The following is a 17,187-nucleotide window of genomic DNA, read 5'->3' as shown; positions in this document are numbered from 1 at the left end:
AACATCATGAACAGAATACTGGCGGGCATCATATTTTCTCTTTTTATATCTACCGGGTATATCTCTTACCTCGTGCATGAACGGCAACAAGAGTTACAGAAACTGACTCACTACACCGATTCATGGTCCGCTGCACAACTGGTATCAGAATACTACCGTTTTGAGTCATGGCTTGGTCTTTACACTATCGATGATTCTATGAACCTCGATGATGTACGTCTGCGCCTCGACATCATGCTCAGCCAGAATGATTTAATGAAAGAAGGTGAGTTGGGACATTATATACAAAATAATGAAGCGCATGGTGAACTGGCTTTACAACTGGAAAACACACTTAACTATCTGGATGTTCATCTTGAGAAAATGAATCGTTCAGAGCTCCAGACATACTTGAAAAAAATGCATGCGCTGGATGCGCCGCTAGGCCGTCTTTCATCCGGTGCGCTAAATAAAGATGTTAACTCGATTAATAGTACAAACCTAAAAATTCAAGCGCTGTACTATATTTATTCAGCGATCTCAGTACTGCTGATCATACTGAGTGCGATACTGGGCGTGCTGATATTCTATCAGAACAGAAATATTTTGCAGGCGCATCTTCAGGTTAAGCGTCTTGCTGAAGAATTGCAGAAATCTAAAGAAAAACTGCAAATCCAGAATACAAAACTGGAATATGACGTCTACCATGATTCTCTTACCGAGATGAATAACCGCCAGCTTTTTTGGGAAGATTTAAATAAAACCATCGAGACGGCAGAAAAGAATAATAGTTCTGTGACAGTGATGTTGTTTGATTTAGACCGATTCAAAGAGGTCAATGATACGTATGGTCATGATGTCGGTGATTCATTGTTACGTCAGATATCCCATCGCCTGGTTTCGATGAGCCTGACTTCAGATACACTTTATCGCTTAGGTGGGGATGAGTTTGCGTTTCTCTCGACGGGTCTGACTGAGAGTCATGCTGTTTCTCGCGCGCAAAAAATATGTGAATTTATCAACCAGCCCTACACGATTTATAACACAATTATCAACATTACCACCTGCGTTGGCATTGTTATTTCCGAAACTGAACGCCGATCCGACTATCTTTATAAATTTGCCGATCTCGCCCTATATGAAGCCAAAAAAGAAGGGTCTGGTAAGATAAAAGTCTTCCGGCAACGCATGTTAGACAAGCTGCAAGAAAGCAGAACTCTTGAGCATGATATGGCAATGGCAATAGCGAATAAAGAATTCGTGGTTTATTACCAGCCGATTGTAGATTCTTTCAGTAGGGAAATTTACAGCTATGAAGCCCTTATCCGCTGGATACATCCTCTTAAAGGCCTGCTGTCGCCGGATAGCTTTATTCCTGTTGCTGAAAAAACAGGAATGATTAATGAGATGGGGAAATCGGTGCTTGAAATGGCCTGCAGGGAAGCGGCTTCCTGGGCGGTTCCAGCTAAAATTTCAGTCAATGTCTCGCCTGTCCAGCTAAGCAGCAAAGCCTTTGCCGGAATAGTGTTGTCTATTCTGAAAGAAACAGGACTTCCGGCTGACCGTCTTGAACTGGAAGTAACGGAATCCTCTCTCTTTACTGACAGCAATACGCCGATGAATACGCTTAACAGGCTCAGAGCCCTGGGCGTGAAAATCTCAATTGATGATTTTGGTACGGGATACTCTTCGCTTTCGCGGCTGAGCAGGCTTGCCTTCGATAAAATCAAAATAGACAAGTCCTTTGTGCATTCGATATCTACACAGGAAGACGCCCTTAACATCATCAAACTTATCACCGGTATGGCGAAATCTCTCAATATGAAGGCGGTTGCAGAAGGGGTTGAAACGCAGGAACAACTGGAAAGTCTTCAGGCTCTGGGCTGCGATTTCGCACAAGGCTATCTGTTTGGTAAACCTCAACCTGGTATTGATGGAAAAATCAGAAACGGTAAATCGCGAACGTCTCTGCTGGCAGATAACGACGACACATTACGCAGTGAACGTGGCTCTTAATCAGAGGGGGAGGGGAAATGTGATCCATCTCACCTCCCGGCAACCAAAATCTCCTGTGACGCCACGCCGTCTTCGATCTGCTTCGCCACTTTTTGTAAGGCCGGAAGGTGTTTTTCCGCGGCCTGTTCGATGGTCATCGCACTGGCCATATACACTAGGTTCAGGCAGCCGATCACACGCTGTTCGCTGCGGATTGGCACGGCGATAGAGGCGATTTTCTCCTCCTGATCCCAGCCGCGATAGTTCTGTCCAAAACCGTCTTTGCGCGCGCGGGTCAGGATGGCATCCAGCTTCAGCGGTTCGCGCGCCAGCTGGAATTCTTCTCCCGGTCGCGATGCCAGTATTTCGATCAGCTCCTGACGTTCATTCTCCGGACAAAACGCCAGCCAGGTCAGGCCGGAGGCGGTTTTCAGCAACGGTAGACGACGCCCGACCATCGCCCGGTGAAATGACAGGCGGCTGAAGCGGTGGGTGGTTTCACGCACCACCATGGCATCGACGTCGAGCGTGGAAACGTCGGTCGGCCAGATGACCTCGCGCAGTAAATCCCCCAGCAGCGGCGCGGCCAGCGCGGAAATCCACTGCTCGTCACGAAATCCCTCGCTGAGCTGGCGAACTTTGATGGTTAAGCGAAAGCTGTCATCGGACAGGCTGCGCCGGACGTAACCCTCATCCTGCAACGTTTCCAGCAGTCGTCTGACCGTGGTGCGGTGCAGGCCGCTCAGCTCTGCCAGCAGACCAACGCTGGCCCCACCGTCGAGCCGGTTTAACATATTTAATAACATTAACCCGCGGGTTAATCCGCGCACGGTTTTGTATTCGGTACTCTCGTCACTTTTCATATTCGTTGACAAATCTACAGATAAAACAACGTAGTGCACTAAGTGCACATCCAGGTATGTTTTGATTGTAGCGCAAAAACACCCTCCTATACTGACCGCACAATAAAAAATTATTCACATATTTTTAACAAAGCCAGGTGCGTCTCTCCAGAGGCTGCCATGACGTTTTGTCCGCGTAGTGAGGTTCTGAAATGACAACGATAAACCCGGATATCCAACCCGCTGTGCAACACACCGTGCAGGTGGCGATTGCCGGAGCCGGTCCGGTGGGGCTGATGATGGCGAACTATCTCGGCCAGATGGGCATTGAGGTGCTGGTGGTGGAGAAGCTCGATGCGCTGATCGACTATCCGCGCGCCATCGGCATTGACGATGAAGCGCTGCGCACCCTGCAGTCCGTCGGTCTGGTCGATAACGTGCTGCCGCACACCACGCCATGGCATGCGATGCGCTTTCTTACCCCCAAGGGCCGCTGCTTTGCTGATATCCAGCCGATGACCGACGAGTTTGGCTGGTCGCGCCGTAATGCGTTTATTCAGCCGCAGGTAGACGCGGTGATGCTGGAAGGGCTGTCGCGGTTTCCCAACGTGCGTTGCCTGTTCTCTCGCGAGCTGGAGGCGTTCAGTCAGAAGGATGGCGAAGTGACGCTGAACCTGAAGGCACCGGACGGTCAGCGTGAAACGGTGCAGGCCCAGTGGCTGGTGGCCTGCGATGGCGGCGGCAGCGTCGTCAGGCGCTCGCTGAATGTGCCATTCGAAGGTAAAACCGCGCCAAATCAGTGGATTGTGGTGGATATCGCCAATGATCCGCTCAGCACCCCACACGTGTATCTGTGCTGCGATCCGGTGCGTCCGTATGTCTCCGCCGCACTGCCGCACGCGGTGCGCCGCTTTGAATTTATGGTGATGCCGGGGGAAACCGAAGCGCAGCTTAGCGAGCCGCAGAATATGCGCCAGTTGCTGAGCAAAGTGCTGCCGAACCCGGACAACGTTGAGCTGATCCGCCAGCGCGTGTATACCCATAACGCCCGTCTGGCCGAACGTTTTCGTATTGACCGCGTGCTGCTGGCGGGCGATGCCGCGCACATTATGCCGGTCTGGCAGGGGCAGGGGTACAACAGCGGCATGCGCGATGCCTTCAACCTGGCGTGGAAACTGGCGCTGGTCATTGAGGGAAAAGCCGGTGATGCGCTGCTGGACACCTACCAGCAGGAACGCCGCGATCACGCCAAAGCCATGATTGATTTGTCTGTGACTGCGGGTAACGTGCTGGCACCGCCGAAACGCTGGCATGGCGCGGTGCGTGACGGCATTTCCTGGCTGCTGAACTACATTCCGCCGGTCAAACGCTACTTCCTCGAAATGCGCTTCAAGCCGATGCCGCAATATCACGTCGGGGCGCTGGTGCGTGAAGGCGACGCGAAAGCCTCCCCGGTCGGCAAGATGTTTATTCAGCCAAAGGTGACGCTGGAAACGGGTGACGTGACGCTGCTCGACAACGTCATCGGGCCGAATTTTGCGGTGATTGGCTGGGGCTGTAATCCGCTGTGGGGTATGAGTGACGAGCAAATCCAGCTGTGGCGCGCGCTCGGCACGCGGTTTATCCAGGTGGTGCCGGACACGCAGATCAATACCTCACAGGATAACCACGACGGGGTTATCCGTATTGGTGATACGCAAAATCGCCTGCGCGCGTGGTTTGCCCAACATAACGCCGCGCTGGTGGTGATGCGTCCGGATCGCTTCGTTGCTGCGGTTGCCATTCCGCAAACCCTGGGCAGCACCCTGAATAAACTGGCGTCGGTGATGACGCTCACCCGCACTCATGTCGCGGTTCCTGTCGAAAAGGTCGCCTGATATGCACGCTTATCTTCACTGTCTTTCCCACTCGCCGCTGGTGGGCTATGTCGACCCGGCACAGGCCGTGCTCGACGAGGTCAACGGGGTGATCGCCAGCGCCCGTGCGCGCATTGCGGCGTTCGATCCCGAACTGGTGGTGCTGTTTGCCCCCGATCACTACAACGGTTTTTTCTACGATGTGATGCCGCCGTTTTGCTTAGGCATTGGTGCCACGGCGATCGGTGATTTTGGCAGCGCGGCGGGAGAACTGCCGGTGCCGGCGGATCTCGCGGAAGCCTGCGCCCACGCGGTGATGAAAAGCGGCATCGATCTTGCCGTGTCGTACAACATGCAGGTCGATCACGGCTTTGCTCAGCCGCTGGAGTTTTTGCTCGGCGGGCTGGATAAGGCCCCGGTGTTGCCGGTGTTTATTAACGGCGTCGCTACGCCGCTGCCGGGCTTCCAGCGCACTCGCCTGCTCGGCGAGGCGATTGGTCGGTTCACCAGCTCGCTGAATAAACGCGTGCTGTTTATAGGCTCCGGTGGGCTGTCGCACCAGCCGCCGGTGCCCGAGCTGGCGAAGGCCGACGCCCACATGCGCGACCGTCTGCTTGGCAGCGGTAAGCAGTTGCCAGAAAACGAACGCCAGCTACGCCAGCAGCGGGTGATCAGCGCCGCCGAAAAGTTTGTTGAAGATCAGAACACGCTGCACCCGCTCAACCCCGTCTGGGATAACCGCTTTATGACTCTGCTTGAGCAGGGGCGTCTGGCGGAACTGGACGGCGTCAGCAACGAAGAGCTGTCCGCGATGGCGGGCAAATCGACGCACGAAGTGAAAACCTGGGTTGCCGCCTTCGCCGCTATTTCTGCTTTTGGTCACTGGCGCAGTGAAGGCCGTTACTACCGTCCGATCCCGGAGTGGATCGCCGGATTTGGCTCGTTGAGCGCCGCCACACAGAACTGAAATAGAACTGAAACAGAACTGAACATGCAGGAGAACATCATGACTTACCAACCGCAAACCGAAGCCGCCAGCAGCCGTTTTCTTGAGGTGCAGGAAGCTGGCGAAACCCTACGCGTACATGTCAATGACTGTGGGCAGGGCGAAGAGACCGTTGTGCTGCTGCACGGATCCGGCCCGGGCGCCACGGGCTGGGCCAACTTCAGCCGCAATATCGATCCGCTGGTTGAGGCCGGTTACCGGGTGATCCTGTTGGATTGCCCGGGCTGGGGGAAAAGCGATGGGATCGTTAACCGCGGGTCGCGATCAGATCTGAACGCCCGCATCCTGAAAAGTGTGGTCGATCAGCTGGATCTTCAGCAAGTCCACTTACTGGGCAACTCGATGGGCGGCCACAGCGCCGTGGCGTTCACCCTGAGCTGGCCGGAGCGCGTGGGCAAGCTGGTGCTGATGGGCGGTGGGACGGGCGGTATGAGCCTGTTTACGCCGATGCCAACTGAAGGCATCAAGCGCCTGAACCAGCTGTATCGCGAGCCGACCATCGAGAATCTGAAGTTGATGATGGACATCTTTGTGTTCGACACCAGCGACCTGACCGACGCGCTGTTTGAGGCACGACTCAATAACATGCTGTCGCGTCGCGATCACCTGGAAAACTTTGTCCAGAGCCTGGAAGCCAATCCAAAACAGTTCCCGGACTTTAGTCCGCGTCTGGCGGAGATCAAAGCCCAGACTCTGATTGTCTGGGGACGCAACGATCGCTTCGTGCCGATGGACGCCGGGCTGCGCCTGCTCGCCGGAATTGCGGGTTCAGAGCTGCACATTTACCGCGACTGCGGGCACTGGGCGCAGTGGGAACATGCGGACGCCTTTAATCAGCTGGTGCTGAACTTCCTCGCGCGACCTTAAGGAACGGAAATGACGAATCGTAATCTTGAACAGTTAGCCGCTGATTTACGCCAGGCACAGGAGCAGGGTGTCGCGATTGCCCCGCTGCGCGAATTGATTGGTGTGGACAACGCCGAGGCGGCCTACGCCATTCAGCACATCAACGTGCAGCACGACGTGGCGCAGGGGCGTCGCGTGGTTGGGCGTAAGGTGGGGCTGACGCACCCGAAAGTCCAGCAGCAACTGGGGGTCAGTCAGCCCGACTTCGGCACGCTGTTTGCCGACATGTGTTACGGCGATAACGACACCATCCCGTTTGAGCGCGTGCTGCAACCGCGGATTGAAGCGGAGATTGCGCTGGTGCTGAACCGCGACCTGCCTGCGACCGACACCACGTTTGATGAGCTGGTTAACGCCATCGAGTGGGTGCTGCCCGCACTGGAAGTGGTCGGCAGCCGTATTCGCGACTGGTCGATTCAATTTGTTGATACCGTGGCGGATAACGCCTCCTGCGGCGTGTACGTGGTTGGCGGCCCGGCGCAGCGCCCGGCGGGGTTAGATCTGAAAAACTGCACGATGAAAATGACGCGTAATAACGAGGAGGTTTCCAGCGGGCGCGGTAGCGAATGTCTGGGGCATCCGATCAACGCTGCCGTCTGGCTGGCGCGCAAAATGGCCAGCCTTGGCGAGCCGCTACGTGCCGGAGACATCATTCTCACTGGGGCGTTAGGCCCGATGGCCGCGGTAAATGCGGGCGATCGTTTTGAGGCCCATATCGAGGGTATTGGTTCAGTCGCCGCCACGTTCTCTGCGGCGGTTACAAAAGGAAGTCAGTCATGAGTAAGCGTAAAGTTGCCATTATCGGCTCCGGTAATATCGGCACCGATTTGATGATTAAAATTCTGCGTCACGGCAAGCAGCTTGAGATGGCGGTGATGGTCGGTATCGACCCGGGATCCGACGGTCTGGCGCGCGCCAGACGCATGGGCGTCGCCACCACCCATGAAGGGGTAACGGGGCTGATGGCAATGCCGGAATTTGCCGATATCGACATCGTGTTTGACGCCACCAGCGCGGGTGCGCACGTGAAAAATGACGCCGCCTTACGCGCGGTTAAGCCGGGGATCCGCCTGATCGACCTGACGCCGGCGGCGATTGGCCCGTACTGCGTGCCGGTAGTGAATCTCGAGGCCAACGTGGATCGGCTGAACGTCAATATGGTGACCTGCGGCGGCCAGGCGACCATCCCGATAGTGGCGGCGGTGTCCCGCGTGGCGCGGGTGTATTACGCCGAGATTATCGCCTCTATTGCCAGTAAGTCCGCGGGGCCGGGCACGCGCGCCAATATTGATGAATTTACCGAAACCACCTCGAAGGCGATTGAAGTGGTGGGCGGTGCCGAGAAAGGCAAAGCGATTATTGTGCTCAACCCAGCTGAGCCGCCGCTGATGATGCGCGACACGGTGTATGTGCTGAGCGAAGAGGCTTCTCAGGCAGAAATTGAGGCGTCGATTAACCAAATGGCAGCGGCGGTACACGCGTACGTGCCGGGCTACCGCCTGAAACAGCGCGTGCAGTTTGAGGTCATCCCACAGGATAAACCGGTGAATCTGCCAGGTATTGGCCAGTTCTCTGGCCTGAAAACTGCGGTGTATCTGGAAGTGGAAGGTGCGGCGCACTACCTGCCAGCCTACGCGGGCAATCTCGATATTATGACCTCCAGCGCGCTGGCGACCGCTGAAAAGATGGCACAGTCACTCGCGCGTCAGGCAGGAGAAGCAGCATGAACGGTAAAAAACTCTATATCTCTGACGTGACCTTGCGTGACGGCATGCACGCTATTCGTCATCAATATTCGCTGGAAAACGTCCGCCAAATCGCTAAAGCACTGGACGATGCGCGTGTCGATTCCATTGAGGTGGCGCACGGCGACGGGTTACAGGGCTCCAGCTTTAACTACGGCTTTGGCGCGCACAGCGATCTGGAATGGATTGAAGCGGCGGCGGACGTGGTGGAGCACGCCAAAATCGCCACGCTGTTGCTGCCGGGTATCGGCACGATTCATGACCTGAAAAACGCATACCAGGCCGGTGCGCGGGTGGTGCGCGTGGCGACCCACTGCACCGAAGCGGACGTGTCGGCCCAGCATATTCAGTATGCGCGCGAGCTGGGCATGGACACCGTCGGTTTTCTGATGATGAGCCACATGACCACGCCGGAGAAACTGGCGCAGCAGGCGAAGCTGATGGAAAACTACGGTGCAACCTGTATCTATGTGGTCGATTCCGGCGGGGCAATGAACATGACGGACATTCGCGATCGATTCCGCGCCCTGAAAGCGGTGCTGAAGCCGGAAACGGAAACCGGGATGCATGCCCACCACAACCTGAGCCTCGGTGTGGCGAACTCCCTGGCCGCAGTGGAAGAGGGTTGTGACCGTATTGATGCCAGTCTGGCGGGCATGGGCGCAGGGGCGGGCAACGCGCCGTTGGAGGTGCTTATCGCCGCTGCGGATAAGCTCGGCTGGCAGCACGGCACCGACCTTTACGCGCTGATGGATGCCGCCGACGATTTAGTCCGTCCGCTGCAGGACCGCCCGGTGCGGGTGGATCGCGAAACGCTGGCGCTGGGTTATGCCGGGGTCTATTCCAGCTTCCTGCGTCATTGCGAAGTGGCGGCGGCGCGCTATGGCCTGAGCGCGGTGGATATACTGGTTGAACTGGGCAAACGCCGAATGGTGGGCGGCCAGGAAGATATGATCGTCGACGTGGCGCTGGATCTGCGCAACAGCAAATAAAAATAATGACGCGGCTGGCAACGTATCAGCCGCGCTTCACCTGCATCGTGACCTCAGAGGTACACCTCATGACAACCCGTACCCCCGCATCCTCCTCCCGTCTGACGCTGACCGTCGGGCTGTGTTTTTTAGTCGCCCTGATGGAAGGGCTGGATTTACAGGCCGCCGGTATCGCTGCCGTCGGCATCGCCCAGGCTTTTGCGTTAGATAAAATGCAGATGGGCTGGATCTTCAGCGCCGGTATTCTGGGATTACTGCCCGGCGCGCTGGTGGGCGGTATGCTGGCTGACCGCTATGGGCGCAAGCGGATCCTTATTGGCTCCGTGGCGCTGTTTGGCCTGTTTTCGCTGGCGACGGCGATATCCTGGGATTTCTCGTCGCTGGTGTTTGCCCGCCTGATGACCGGTGTCGGGTTGGGGGCGGCGTTGCCGAACCTGATCGCGCTGACCTCCGAAGCCGCAGGCCCGCGCTTTCGCGGCACCGCGGTGAGCCTGATGTACTGCGGGGTGCCGATTGGCGCAGCGCTGGCGGCGGCGCTGGGTTTTAGCGGTGTGGCCTCCGCCTGGCAAACTGTGTTCTGGGTTGGTGGGGTGATCCCGCTGCTGCTGGTGCCGTTGCTGATGCGTTGGCTACCGGAATCACACGTGTATGCCCAGCAAACGCAGGCCGCCGCCGCACCGTTGCGTGCGCTGTTTGCCCCTGCCACCGCGACCGCCACGTTGCTGCTGTGGCTGTGTTATTTCTTCACCCTGTTGGTGGTGTATATGCTGATCAACTGGCTGCCGATGCTACTGGTTGAACAGGGCTTTCGTCCCTCACAGGCGGCGGGCGTGATGTTTGCCCTGCAAATCGGCGCGGCCAGCGGGACGTTAATCCTCGGTGCATTGATGGATAAACTGCGCCCGGTGGTGATGTCGCTACTGATTTACACCGGGATGCTGGCTTCACTGCTGGCGCTCGGTACGGTGTCGTCATTGAGCGGTATGCTGCTGGCCGGATTTGTCGCAGGGATGTTTGCCACCGGCGGCCAAAGCGTGCTGTATGCGCTGGCTCCTCTGTTTTACAGCACCCCCATCCGCGCCACCGGCGTAGGCACCGCGGTGGCCGTTGGGCGCCTAGGGGCGATGAGTGGTCCACTGTTGGCGGGGAAAATGCTGGCGCTGGGCACTGGAACGGTAGGCGTGATGGCGGCCTCCGCACCGGGTATTTTACTAGCCGGGCTGGCGGTGTTTGTGCTGATGAGCCGTAAATCACAGATACAGGTTCAAGCCAGCGACTCCTGACCGTGCGCTCATCCGGACGTATGAGGTGTGACGCGCGGTTCCTACTTTCGGGGGAACGTCATTGGACGTCTCCGTTGCCAGAGTTGAATAAACCCTGATAGCGGAGGCGTTATGGCCTGGCGACCTTTTTTGTATCTTATTGTTAATCCTCGTCCTGTGTTGAGCGCCCGGCGCGGGCATCTGCGTCTGGTGCAGGGCTAACTTTGCATTGTGTTTACAAACGCGGTATAACAAACCTTCTTTGGATGTTTAGATGTCCATACGTTTAGAAGGTCATATGCAAACAACACAACAAAATGCGCCACTGAAGCGCACAATGAAAACGCGTCACCTGATTATGCTCTCTTTAGGTGGCGTGATTGGCACAGGGTTATTCTTTAATACCGGGTACATCATCTCCACCACCGGGGCGGCGGGGACGCTGCTGGCCTATTTGATTGGCGCGCTGGTGGTCTGGCTGGTGATGCAATGTCTGGGTGAACTGTCGGTGGCGATGCCGGAAACCGGCGCGTTTCACGTTTATGCCGCGCGCTATCTCGGCCCGGCGACGGGTTACACCGTAGCCTGGCTCTACTGGCTGACCTGGACCGTGGCGCTTGGCTCCAGCTTTACCGCCGCCGGTTTCTGCATGCAGTATTGGTTCCCACAGGTGCCGGTGTGGATCTGGTGCGTGGTTTTCTGCGTTGTTATCTTTGGCCTGAACGTCATTTCTACGCGCTTTTTTGCCGAAGGGGAATTCTGGTTCTCGCTGGTAAAAGTCATCACCATCATCGCCTTTATTATCCTCGGCGGGGCGGCCATTTTTGGCTTTATCCCGATGCAGGATGGTTCACCCGCGCCGGGGTTGAGCAATCTCACCGCAGAAGGCTGGTTTCCACATGGCGGCCTACCGATCCTGATGACCATGGTGGCGGTGAACTTTGCTTTCTCGGGAACCGAGCTTATCGGCATCGCGGCGGGCGAAACGGAAAACCCACGCAAGGTGATTCCGGTGGCGATTCGTACCACTATCGCACGACTGATTATTTTCTTTATTGGCACCGTGTTTGTGCTGGCGGCATTGATCCCGATGCAGCAGGCGGGAGTGGAGAAAAGCCCGTTTGTGCTGGTGTTTGAGAAGGTGGGGATTCCATATGCGGCGGATATTTTTAACGTCGTGATCCTGACGGCCATTCTTTCGGCTGCGAATTCAGGACTGTATGCTTCCGGGCGCATGCTGTGGTCGCTGTCGAATGAACGTACGCTGCCCGCCTGTTTTGCGCGGGTAACCAAAAACGGCGTGCCGCTGACAGCCATATCGGTCAGCATGCTCGGCGGCGTGTTGGCGCTGTTTTCCAGCGTGATCGCCCCGGATACGGTATTTGTGGCGCTGTCGGCGATCTCCGGGTTTGCGGTGGTGGCGGTGTGGCTGAGCATCTGCGCTTCGCATTTTGTTTTTCGCCGCCGTCACTTACAGCAAGGAAAGGCTGTGAGTGAATTGCATTATCGTGCGCCGTGGTATCCGCTGGTTCCCGTATTGGGGTTTGTGCTGTGCCTGGTGGCCTGTGTCGGCCTGGCCTTCGATCCCGCGCAGAGAATTGCGTTGTGGTGCGGGTTACCGTTTGTGGCGTTGTGCTATGGTGCTTATTTCCTTACTCAACCCCGTAAAGTAAAACAGGAGCCACACCATGTCGCAGAATAATCCGTTACGTACCCTTCTTGAGAAACAGGATTTCCTGTTGCTGGATGGTGCGATGGCGACGGAACTGGAGGCGCGCGGCTGTAACCTGGCCGATAGCCTGTGGTCAGCGAAAGTGCTGGTAGAAAACCCGCAGCTTATCCGCGAAGTCCATCTAGATTACTACCGGGCGGGTGCTCAATGTGCGATCACCGCCAGCTATCAGGCCACGCCGGCAGGTTTTGCCGCCCGAGGTCTGGATGAGGCGCAGTCGAAGGCACTGATTGGCAAAAGCGTAGAGCTGGCGCGTAAAGCGCGCGAGGCGTATTTGGCGGAAAACCCGCAGGCGGGTACATTGCTGGTGGCCGGGTCTGTGGGACCGTATGGCGCGTATCTGGCGGATGGCTCGGAATACCGTGGCGATTACGTGCGCAGCAAAGACGAGTTTCAGGGGTTTCACCGACCGCGCGTTGAAGCGCTGCTGGACGCCGGAGCTGACCTGTTAGCCTGCGAAACGCTGCCGAATTTTACTGAGATTAAGGCGCTGGCTGAACTGCTGGCGGAATACCCGCGTGCGCGTGCGTGGTTCTCGTTTACCCTACGTGACAGCGAACACCTGAGCGACGGCACGCCGCTGCGCGAAGTGGTGGCGTTACTGGCAAACTACCCGCAGGTGCTGGCTATTGGTATCAACTGCATTGCGCTGGAAAACACTACTGAAGCGTTGCAGCATTTACACGGCTTAACGGCGCTGCCGCTGGTGGTCTATCCCAACTCCGGCGAGCATTACGATGCGCAGAGCAAAACCTGGCACACTCACGGTGAAGCGTGTAAAACGCTGGCGGATTATTTACCCCAGTGGCGTGCGGCGGGCGCCCGGTTGATTGGCGGGTGCTGTCGCACCACGCCTGCGGATATTGCTGCGCTAAAAGCGCAAAGCTGAGAGTTTATCGGGCCTACATCGTTCACTATAGGCCTGATAAGCGCCTAATCGGGTCTACAGTGAATGATGTGGCGATACGGCTGGATTGTTGATCAGATATATGGTGCATTGAAATAAAATTAAAGAAGGGACTCCAGTGGAGTCCCTTTATTCAAAATGCAATAAACATACTTAGCAATACAGGAATACATAAAATCCACAGCATTGCTTCAATTTTAAACCCTAGTGTTAATCTGCAAGGCAAGCCTCTGATTAAATTATAACCCTCTATGCTCATACCATAATTAGAAATTTTATTATATTTGAAAATCAAAGTTTCCATAATAAATGCGACTTTAGTGAGATATAATCCTGGTGTGGTAAATAGACTTGCATTTTTACATATTATTGCTGTAACAGGCAATGGTCCTATTTCCTTTTCATAGATGTCAACAATTTTTTCATATGCTATCTTGTTGTAAAAATAAAAGATCATTATTAATAATCCATTAAACATTAAAGCAAAGCTAATGATAAGTTTTATGTTATCTTCATTTTGAATGAAAAATGTTTTCATAGATAATATGATCTCCAATAAAATTGCCTAATTTTTCACCAGCGTCCTCGCCATATTTTTCTGCAATCTTACCTGACGCAATAGTAACACCAACCCCTGTAACAAAACACAGAGTAGCACCGACACCACCAGCTTCTATAGTAGAAATCCCTAATACCCACGTACAAAGTGCAGTCGCAACACGCCCGGCAGCAGCGCCTGCCAGTATACTACTCCCCTGTTTTAATCCAAACTTACTATACTCTGTTATCGCCGCTTTTTTACAAGCACTTTTACGACCTTTTGAACAAGCGTCATAAACGTTTGATGTATATCCGGCAAAATCTAAACCTATGCCAATAAAACCAACAGTTTTCATCAGTTTAACTAATTTTGCCGAATTTTCAATATATGTAGCATAGCCCTCTATATTATCCACTCCAGTTTTATCCCATTTATGCATAATTGAGCTTGTTGATAAACCTAAAACTTTTTTAATACTATTATATTCTTCCAGATTAAGATGGGTTTTGGAGAATTTATTTAAGATAACATTTAATTTTTCAAACAGTCTTGCTCGTTGACCAAAAAATTCCTCCCCCGATATGATTCCTTTGTTATGGGTATACGTATCTTTATATAACTCCTGAATTTCAATTAATATTTGTTTTATTTCTTCGTAATAACTTTTACCTATCTCACTAATATATCCAAAACTATCTCCAGCATTTCCTAAATAATTACCGAAAAGTTGATATGAAAATGCATCTACGGCTCCTCTGTTATCATGCAATAACTTTGCATCCTGCAAGGTAAGTGGGGCCAGAGCTTTATCAATTCGATCTCGTGCTTTTTGTAATGCTTCAATCTGTTGCTGATCTTGTTTTTCAGGATCAACAACAATCAGAATTGAACCAGGTTGTTTTTTCATATCAGGATTCAGTTTGTGATATAGCTCTCTCGTACCATCGGGGGGATTAACAAAAATATACGGTTCATATGTTGATGGTTTAGCCTCATAGGGCAATACACAAAATCCCGCATCTACAGGCTCACGAGGCGGTTTATCCTCTTCAGCTTCAGTCGGACAATATGGCCCATGTGCCATCGTGAGCGGTTTTGGTACGTTCTGCGGCGTTACAGAGACCACTCTGTTTGTGACTGGTTTAGGTGTGGAGAGAACTTCACTCTCATAGAAATAACTGACATTTGAAATTGAGTTAATAAATCGGCATTTGCAAGGGCATATGCCAACGCTATGTGCTGTTCCGGCAGCCTGAACACCATGTATAAAATAACCTGGTTGCCCTCCTGCTATGTGGTAGAGTTTTTTATCTTTACCACATATATAGCTATCGCCATGTCGTGCCGTTGGCTGTCCGTCGAGTATATGATTAGTACAACCTGTTAAAATAGTGCCACCGCAGGTTGTTTTATCACCGACCCTTAAAAAATAGGCAACTCCCATACAATTCTCATTTTAATAAAGTTAAACTTTCCGGATTGCAAAAAAACCAGTCATTTTTCCATGTTGCCATATAAACACAATCTTCGATTTTATTTGATTCTTTGAGTTGCATATTATTATAAGCGATTAGACTTTGTTCTTTTAAATAGTCATTATGATAATTACATTGCGATTGAGTATGACTTAGAAAATCATGGAATCTTTTCTTCCACATTTGATGAAATCTATCTGTAACTTTTTCAGGTATTTTTAGGGTAAGGAGTCTTTCATTTTTACTGAAACTGCTAAAAGTATATTTGACGGGGGTTGTAACTTGAGATAAATGATAACCATGATATATAACATTGCATTGTTTATCAGCCCAAAACCCCGCACTCAACAGCAGATAATAATCATCGCTATTTTTGATGGCTTTATTCTTTTTTACCATTTCCCCAATGTTAAAATCATTCAGTGCATATGCGCTCCACTTTTCATTAAATTTTTTCTCTAAGTAAACAGAGTAAATTGATGCTTCCATCTTTGAATAAAAAATTAAAATGCCCTCGATACTTCGATCGTACCTCCTCCACAATGGCTCTAACATTTCTTCTTTTTTATGCGTTGTTTTGTTGTATATTCCACTGACACGGCCCAATACCCATAATTCGTGCTCGCTTATATATTGGGTGTGCTGATTTTCTTCCTGGTGAAAATACATTTTTGAATCTCTCTCATCCGTTGAAAGCATGATGACATACTATTTCCTCTGTGAAAGTTGTGCGGCTGATCGCATAAGCAATAAAAAAGCCTGAATCCAATTCAGGATGATTCAGGCTTGAAATAATTAAGTTCATATGCATTCACTTAATAAATATTTTATAAATATTTTTCCTTCTCTATAATCAAATTAATTTTATCTGGTCCGTTGTTTGATCGTAGCCCGGCACAAATTATGCCGCATCCGCCAGGACAAACATGCCGTACGGGTGGATTTCGAGGTAATACTGCTCGCCAGCGTTTGGCTGTAAGCGCGTGGCGTTGACCTGCAATAGAATTTCCTGCCCGTGCCACTCTACCGTGACCTCATACTGCGGCCCCATATAGGCGACGTGCTGGATCACACAGCGCTGGCTCTCCTCGCCGCGATCGCTGAGCGTAATTGCCTCCGGACGCACGCCAACCGTACCTTCTCCCTGGGTGGTGAAATGCAGCGGCCTTGGCAGGCGATAACCGTAAATATCGACAAACGCCTCGCTGAACGCGGCCGGGAACAGGTTGGCATCGCCCATAAAGCTCGCCATAAAGCGCGAGGCGGGCTGGCGGTACAGATCCTGCGGTGAGCCGATCTGCATGATATGTCCCTTGTTCATCACCAGTACGGTGTCGGACACCGCGAAGGCTTCGCTCTGATCGTGGGTCACGTACAGCGAGGTAATATCAAACTGCTTTTGCAGTTCGCGGATCTTGTCACGCATGCTGCGTCGCAGGTTGGCGTCGAGGTTACTCAGCGGTTCATCAAATAACAGCACCTTCGGTTTGAGGATCAGCGCCCGGGCCAGCGCCACGCGCTGCTGCTGCCCGCCGGAGATCTGATCGACATAGCGGTCTTCGAATCCTTCCAGATCCACCATCGCCAGCGCCTCTTTCACCCGCGCTTTCAGTTCGCTGCGCGATACACCGAGCATCTTCAGGCCGTAGCCGACGTTTTCACCCAGCGACATATGTGGGAACAGGGCGTAAGACTGAAACACCATGCAGATATCGCGCTGCTGGATGGAACGATGAGTAACGTCTTCGCCATCAATATAAATCTGCCCTTCGCTCGGTTTTTCCAGTCCGGCAACCAGGCGCAAAATGGTGGTTTTGCCGCAGCCGGAAGGGCCAAGCAGCGTCACCATTTGCCCTTGTGGGATGGTGAGATTGATGTTGTCGATAACCGTGTTGCTGCCAAAACGTTTGGTGACGTTGCGCAGTTCAACGAAATTTTTCTGAGTCATA

The 17,187-nt window shown here is 53.1% G+C and carries 15 protein-coding genes; 10 read left to right on the top strand and 5 right to left on the bottom strand.

Going from position 1 to position 17,187, the window contains the following annotated elements:
* Positions 1-6: 6 nt before the first annotated feature.
* Entirely contained in the window at positions 7-1,995 is a 1,989-nt protein-coding gene (locus FDX22_RS16170; RefSeq protein WP_146717461.1) for a bifunctional diguanylate cyclase/phosphodiesterase, read from the top strand.
* Between the two features lie 29 nt (positions 1,996-2,024).
* Here FDX22_RS16170 and FDX22_RS16165 read toward each other — a convergent pair whose 3' ends face one another.
* Positions 2,025-2,837, bottom strand: a complete 813-nt coding sequence (locus FDX22_RS16165) for a DNA-binding transcriptional regulator (protein WP_135912487.1) — start codon at positions 2,835-2,837, stop codon at positions 2,025-2,027.
* A 191-nt stretch (positions 2,838-3,028) separates the two neighbouring features.
* Between FDX22_RS16165 and FDX22_RS16160 the strand changes: the two genes are divergently transcribed.
* The 9 genes from FDX22_RS16160 to mmuM all read left to right on the top strand — a co-directional run bounded on the left by FDX22_RS16160 (position 3,029) and on the right by mmuM (position 13,204).
* Positions 3,029-4,693: a bifunctional 3-(3-hydroxy-phenyl)propionate/3-hydroxycinnamic acid hydroxylase gene (locus FDX22_RS16160; RefSeq protein WP_096758139.1), complete on the top strand. Its 1,665-nt coding sequence runs from the start codon at positions 3,029-3,031 to the stop codon at positions 4,691-4,693.
* A 1-nt stretch (position 4,694) separates the two neighbouring features.
* Entirely contained in the window at positions 4,695-5,639 is a 945-nt protein-coding gene (gene mhpB, locus FDX22_RS16155; RefSeq protein ID WP_135912486.1) for a 2,3-dihydroxyphenylpropionate/2,3-dihydroxicinnamic acid 1,2-dioxygenase, read from the top strand.
* A gap of 39 nt (positions 5,640-5,678) precedes the next feature.
* Positions 5,679-6,545, top strand: a complete 867-nt coding sequence (gene mhpC / locus FDX22_RS16150) for a 2-hydroxy-6-oxonona-2,4-dienedioate hydrolase (protein WP_096758137.1) — start codon at positions 5,679-5,681, stop codon at positions 6,543-6,545.
* 9 nt (positions 6,546-6,554) lie between these two features.
* Positions 6,555-7,364, top strand: coding sequence for a 2-keto-4-pentenoate hydratase (gene mhpD, locus FDX22_RS16145; protein ID WP_146717460.1), 810 nt, complete (start codon positions 6,555-6,557; stop codon positions 7,362-7,364).
* Positions 7,361-8,311 (top strand): acetaldehyde dehydrogenase, encoded by a 951-nt coding sequence (gene mhpF, locus FDX22_RS16140; protein ID WP_146717459.1) that lies wholly within the window; start codon positions 7,361-7,363, stop codon positions 8,309-8,311. Before mhpD ends, mhpF begins: the two co-directional genes overlap by 4 nt.
* Complete coding sequence (gene mhpE / locus FDX22_RS16135) at positions 8,308-9,321, top strand: 4-hydroxy-2-oxovalerate aldolase (protein WP_146717458.1); 1,014 nt, start codon at positions 8,308-8,310, stop codon at positions 9,319-9,321. The genes mhpF and mhpE overlap by 4 nt, the downstream gene beginning before the upstream one ends.
* 68 nt (positions 9,322-9,389) lie before the next feature.
* The gene (mhpT, locus tag FDX22_RS16130) at positions 9,390-10,604 is read left to right on the top strand and encodes a 3-(3-hydroxy-phenyl)propionate transporter MhpT (protein WP_146717457.1); all 1,215 of its coding nucleotides are present in this window, start codon (positions 9,390-9,392) and stop codon (positions 10,602-10,604) included.
* A gap of 277 nt (positions 10,605-10,881) precedes the next feature.
* Positions 10,882-12,285 carry an S-methylmethionine permease gene (gene mmuP, locus FDX22_RS16125; RefSeq protein ID WP_117342092.1) on the top strand — a complete coding sequence of 468 codons (1,404 nt, stop codon included), beginning with the start codon at positions 10,882-10,884 and terminating at the stop codon, positions 12,283-12,285.
* A complete protein-coding gene (gene mmuM / locus FDX22_RS16120) occupies positions 12,272-13,204 on the top strand; it encodes a homocysteine S-methyltransferase (protein ID WP_115259286.1) in 933 nt (310 codons plus the stop codon). Before mmuP ends, mmuM begins: the two co-directional genes overlap by 14 nt.
* Before the next feature lie 151 nt (positions 13,205-13,355).
* Here mmuM and FDX22_RS16115 read toward each other — a convergent pair whose 3' ends face one another.
* The 4 genes from FDX22_RS16115 to fbpC all read right to left on the bottom strand — a co-directional run bounded on the left by FDX22_RS16115 (position 13,356) and on the right by fbpC (position 17,186).
* Positions 13,356-13,760, bottom strand: coding sequence for a hypothetical protein (locus tag FDX22_RS16115; RefSeq protein ID WP_146717456.1), 405 nt, complete (start codon positions 13,758-13,760; stop codon positions 13,356-13,358).
* On the bottom strand, positions 13,735-15,207 hold the full coding sequence (locus FDX22_RS16110; RefSeq protein ID WP_146717455.1) for a PAAR domain-containing protein: 1,473 nt from the start codon (positions 15,205-15,207) through the stop codon (positions 13,735-13,737). The genes FDX22_RS16115 and FDX22_RS16110 overlap by 26 nt, the downstream gene beginning before the upstream one ends.
* 7 nt (positions 15,208-15,214) lie before the next feature.
* Complete coding sequence (locus FDX22_RS16105; RefSeq protein WP_255432954.1) at positions 15,215-15,937, bottom strand: hypothetical protein; 723 nt, start codon at positions 15,935-15,937, stop codon at positions 15,215-15,217.
* Positions 15,938-16,139: 202 nt separating this feature from the next.
* Positions 16,140-17,186 (bottom strand): ferric ABC transporter ATP-binding protein, encoded by a 1,047-nt coding sequence (gene fbpC / locus FDX22_RS16100; RefSeq protein WP_146717454.1) that lies wholly within the window; start codon positions 17,184-17,186, stop codon positions 16,140-16,142.
* Position 17,187: the final 1 nt, after the last annotated feature.

This window comes from Citrobacter sp. TBCS-14 (genome assembly GCF_005280805.1).
Lineage (GTDB): Bacteria > Pseudomonadota > Gammaproteobacteria > Enterobacterales > Enterobacteriaceae > Citrobacter > Citrobacter gillenii.
Note: the sequence above shows the minus strand (reverse complement) of the source record. Positions and strands in the feature narration are given on the sequence as shown.

Coding starts and splice junctions, on each gene's coding strand:
- FDX22_RS16170 (WP_146717461.1), top strand. CDS start 7: ATGAACAGAATACTGGCGGGCATCATATTTTCTCTTTTTATATCTACC.
- FDX22_RS16165 (WP_135912487.1), bottom strand. CDS start 2,837: ATGAAAAGTGACGAGAGTACCGAATACAAAACCGTGCGCGGATTAACC.
- FDX22_RS16160 (WP_096758139.1), top strand. CDS start 3,029: ATGACAACGATAAACCCGGATATCCAACCCGCTGTGCAACACACCGTG.
- mhpB (WP_135912486.1), top strand. CDS start 4,695: ATGCACGCTTATCTTCACTGTCTTTCCCACTCGCCGCTGGTGGGCTAT.
- mhpC (WP_096758137.1), top strand. CDS start 5,679: ATGACTTACCAACCGCAAACCGAAGCCGCCAGCAGCCGTTTTCTTGAG.
- mhpD (WP_146717460.1), top strand. CDS start 6,555: ATGACGAATCGTAATCTTGAACAGTTAGCCGCTGATTTACGCCAGGCA.
- mhpF (WP_146717459.1), top strand. CDS start 7,361: ATGAGTAAGCGTAAAGTTGCCATTATCGGCTCCGGTAATATCGGCACC.
- mhpE (WP_146717458.1), top strand. CDS start 8,308: ATGAACGGTAAAAAACTCTATATCTCTGACGTGACCTTGCGTGACGGC.
- mhpT (WP_146717457.1), top strand. CDS start 9,390: ATGACAACCCGTACCCCCGCATCCTCCTCCCGTCTGACGCTGACCGTC.
- mmuP (WP_117342092.1), top strand. CDS start 10,882: ATGCAAACAACACAACAAAATGCGCCACTGAAGCGCACAATGAAAACG.
- mmuM (WP_115259286.1), top strand. CDS start 12,272: ATGTCGCAGAATAATCCGTTACGTACCCTTCTTGAGAAACAGGATTTC.
- FDX22_RS16115 (WP_146717456.1), bottom strand. CDS start 13,760: ATGAAAACATTTTTCATTCAAAATGAAGATAACATAAAACTTATCATT.
- FDX22_RS16110 (WP_146717455.1), bottom strand. CDS start 15,207: ATGGGAGTTGCCTATTTTTTAAGGGTCGGTGATAAAACAACCTGCGGT.
- FDX22_RS16105 (WP_255432954.1), bottom strand. CDS start 15,937: ATGCTTTCAACGGATGAGAGAGATTCAAAAATGTATTTTCACCAGGAA.
- fbpC (WP_146717454.1), bottom strand. CDS start 17,186: ATGACTCAGAAAAATTTCGTTGAACTGCGCAACGTCACCAAACGTTTT.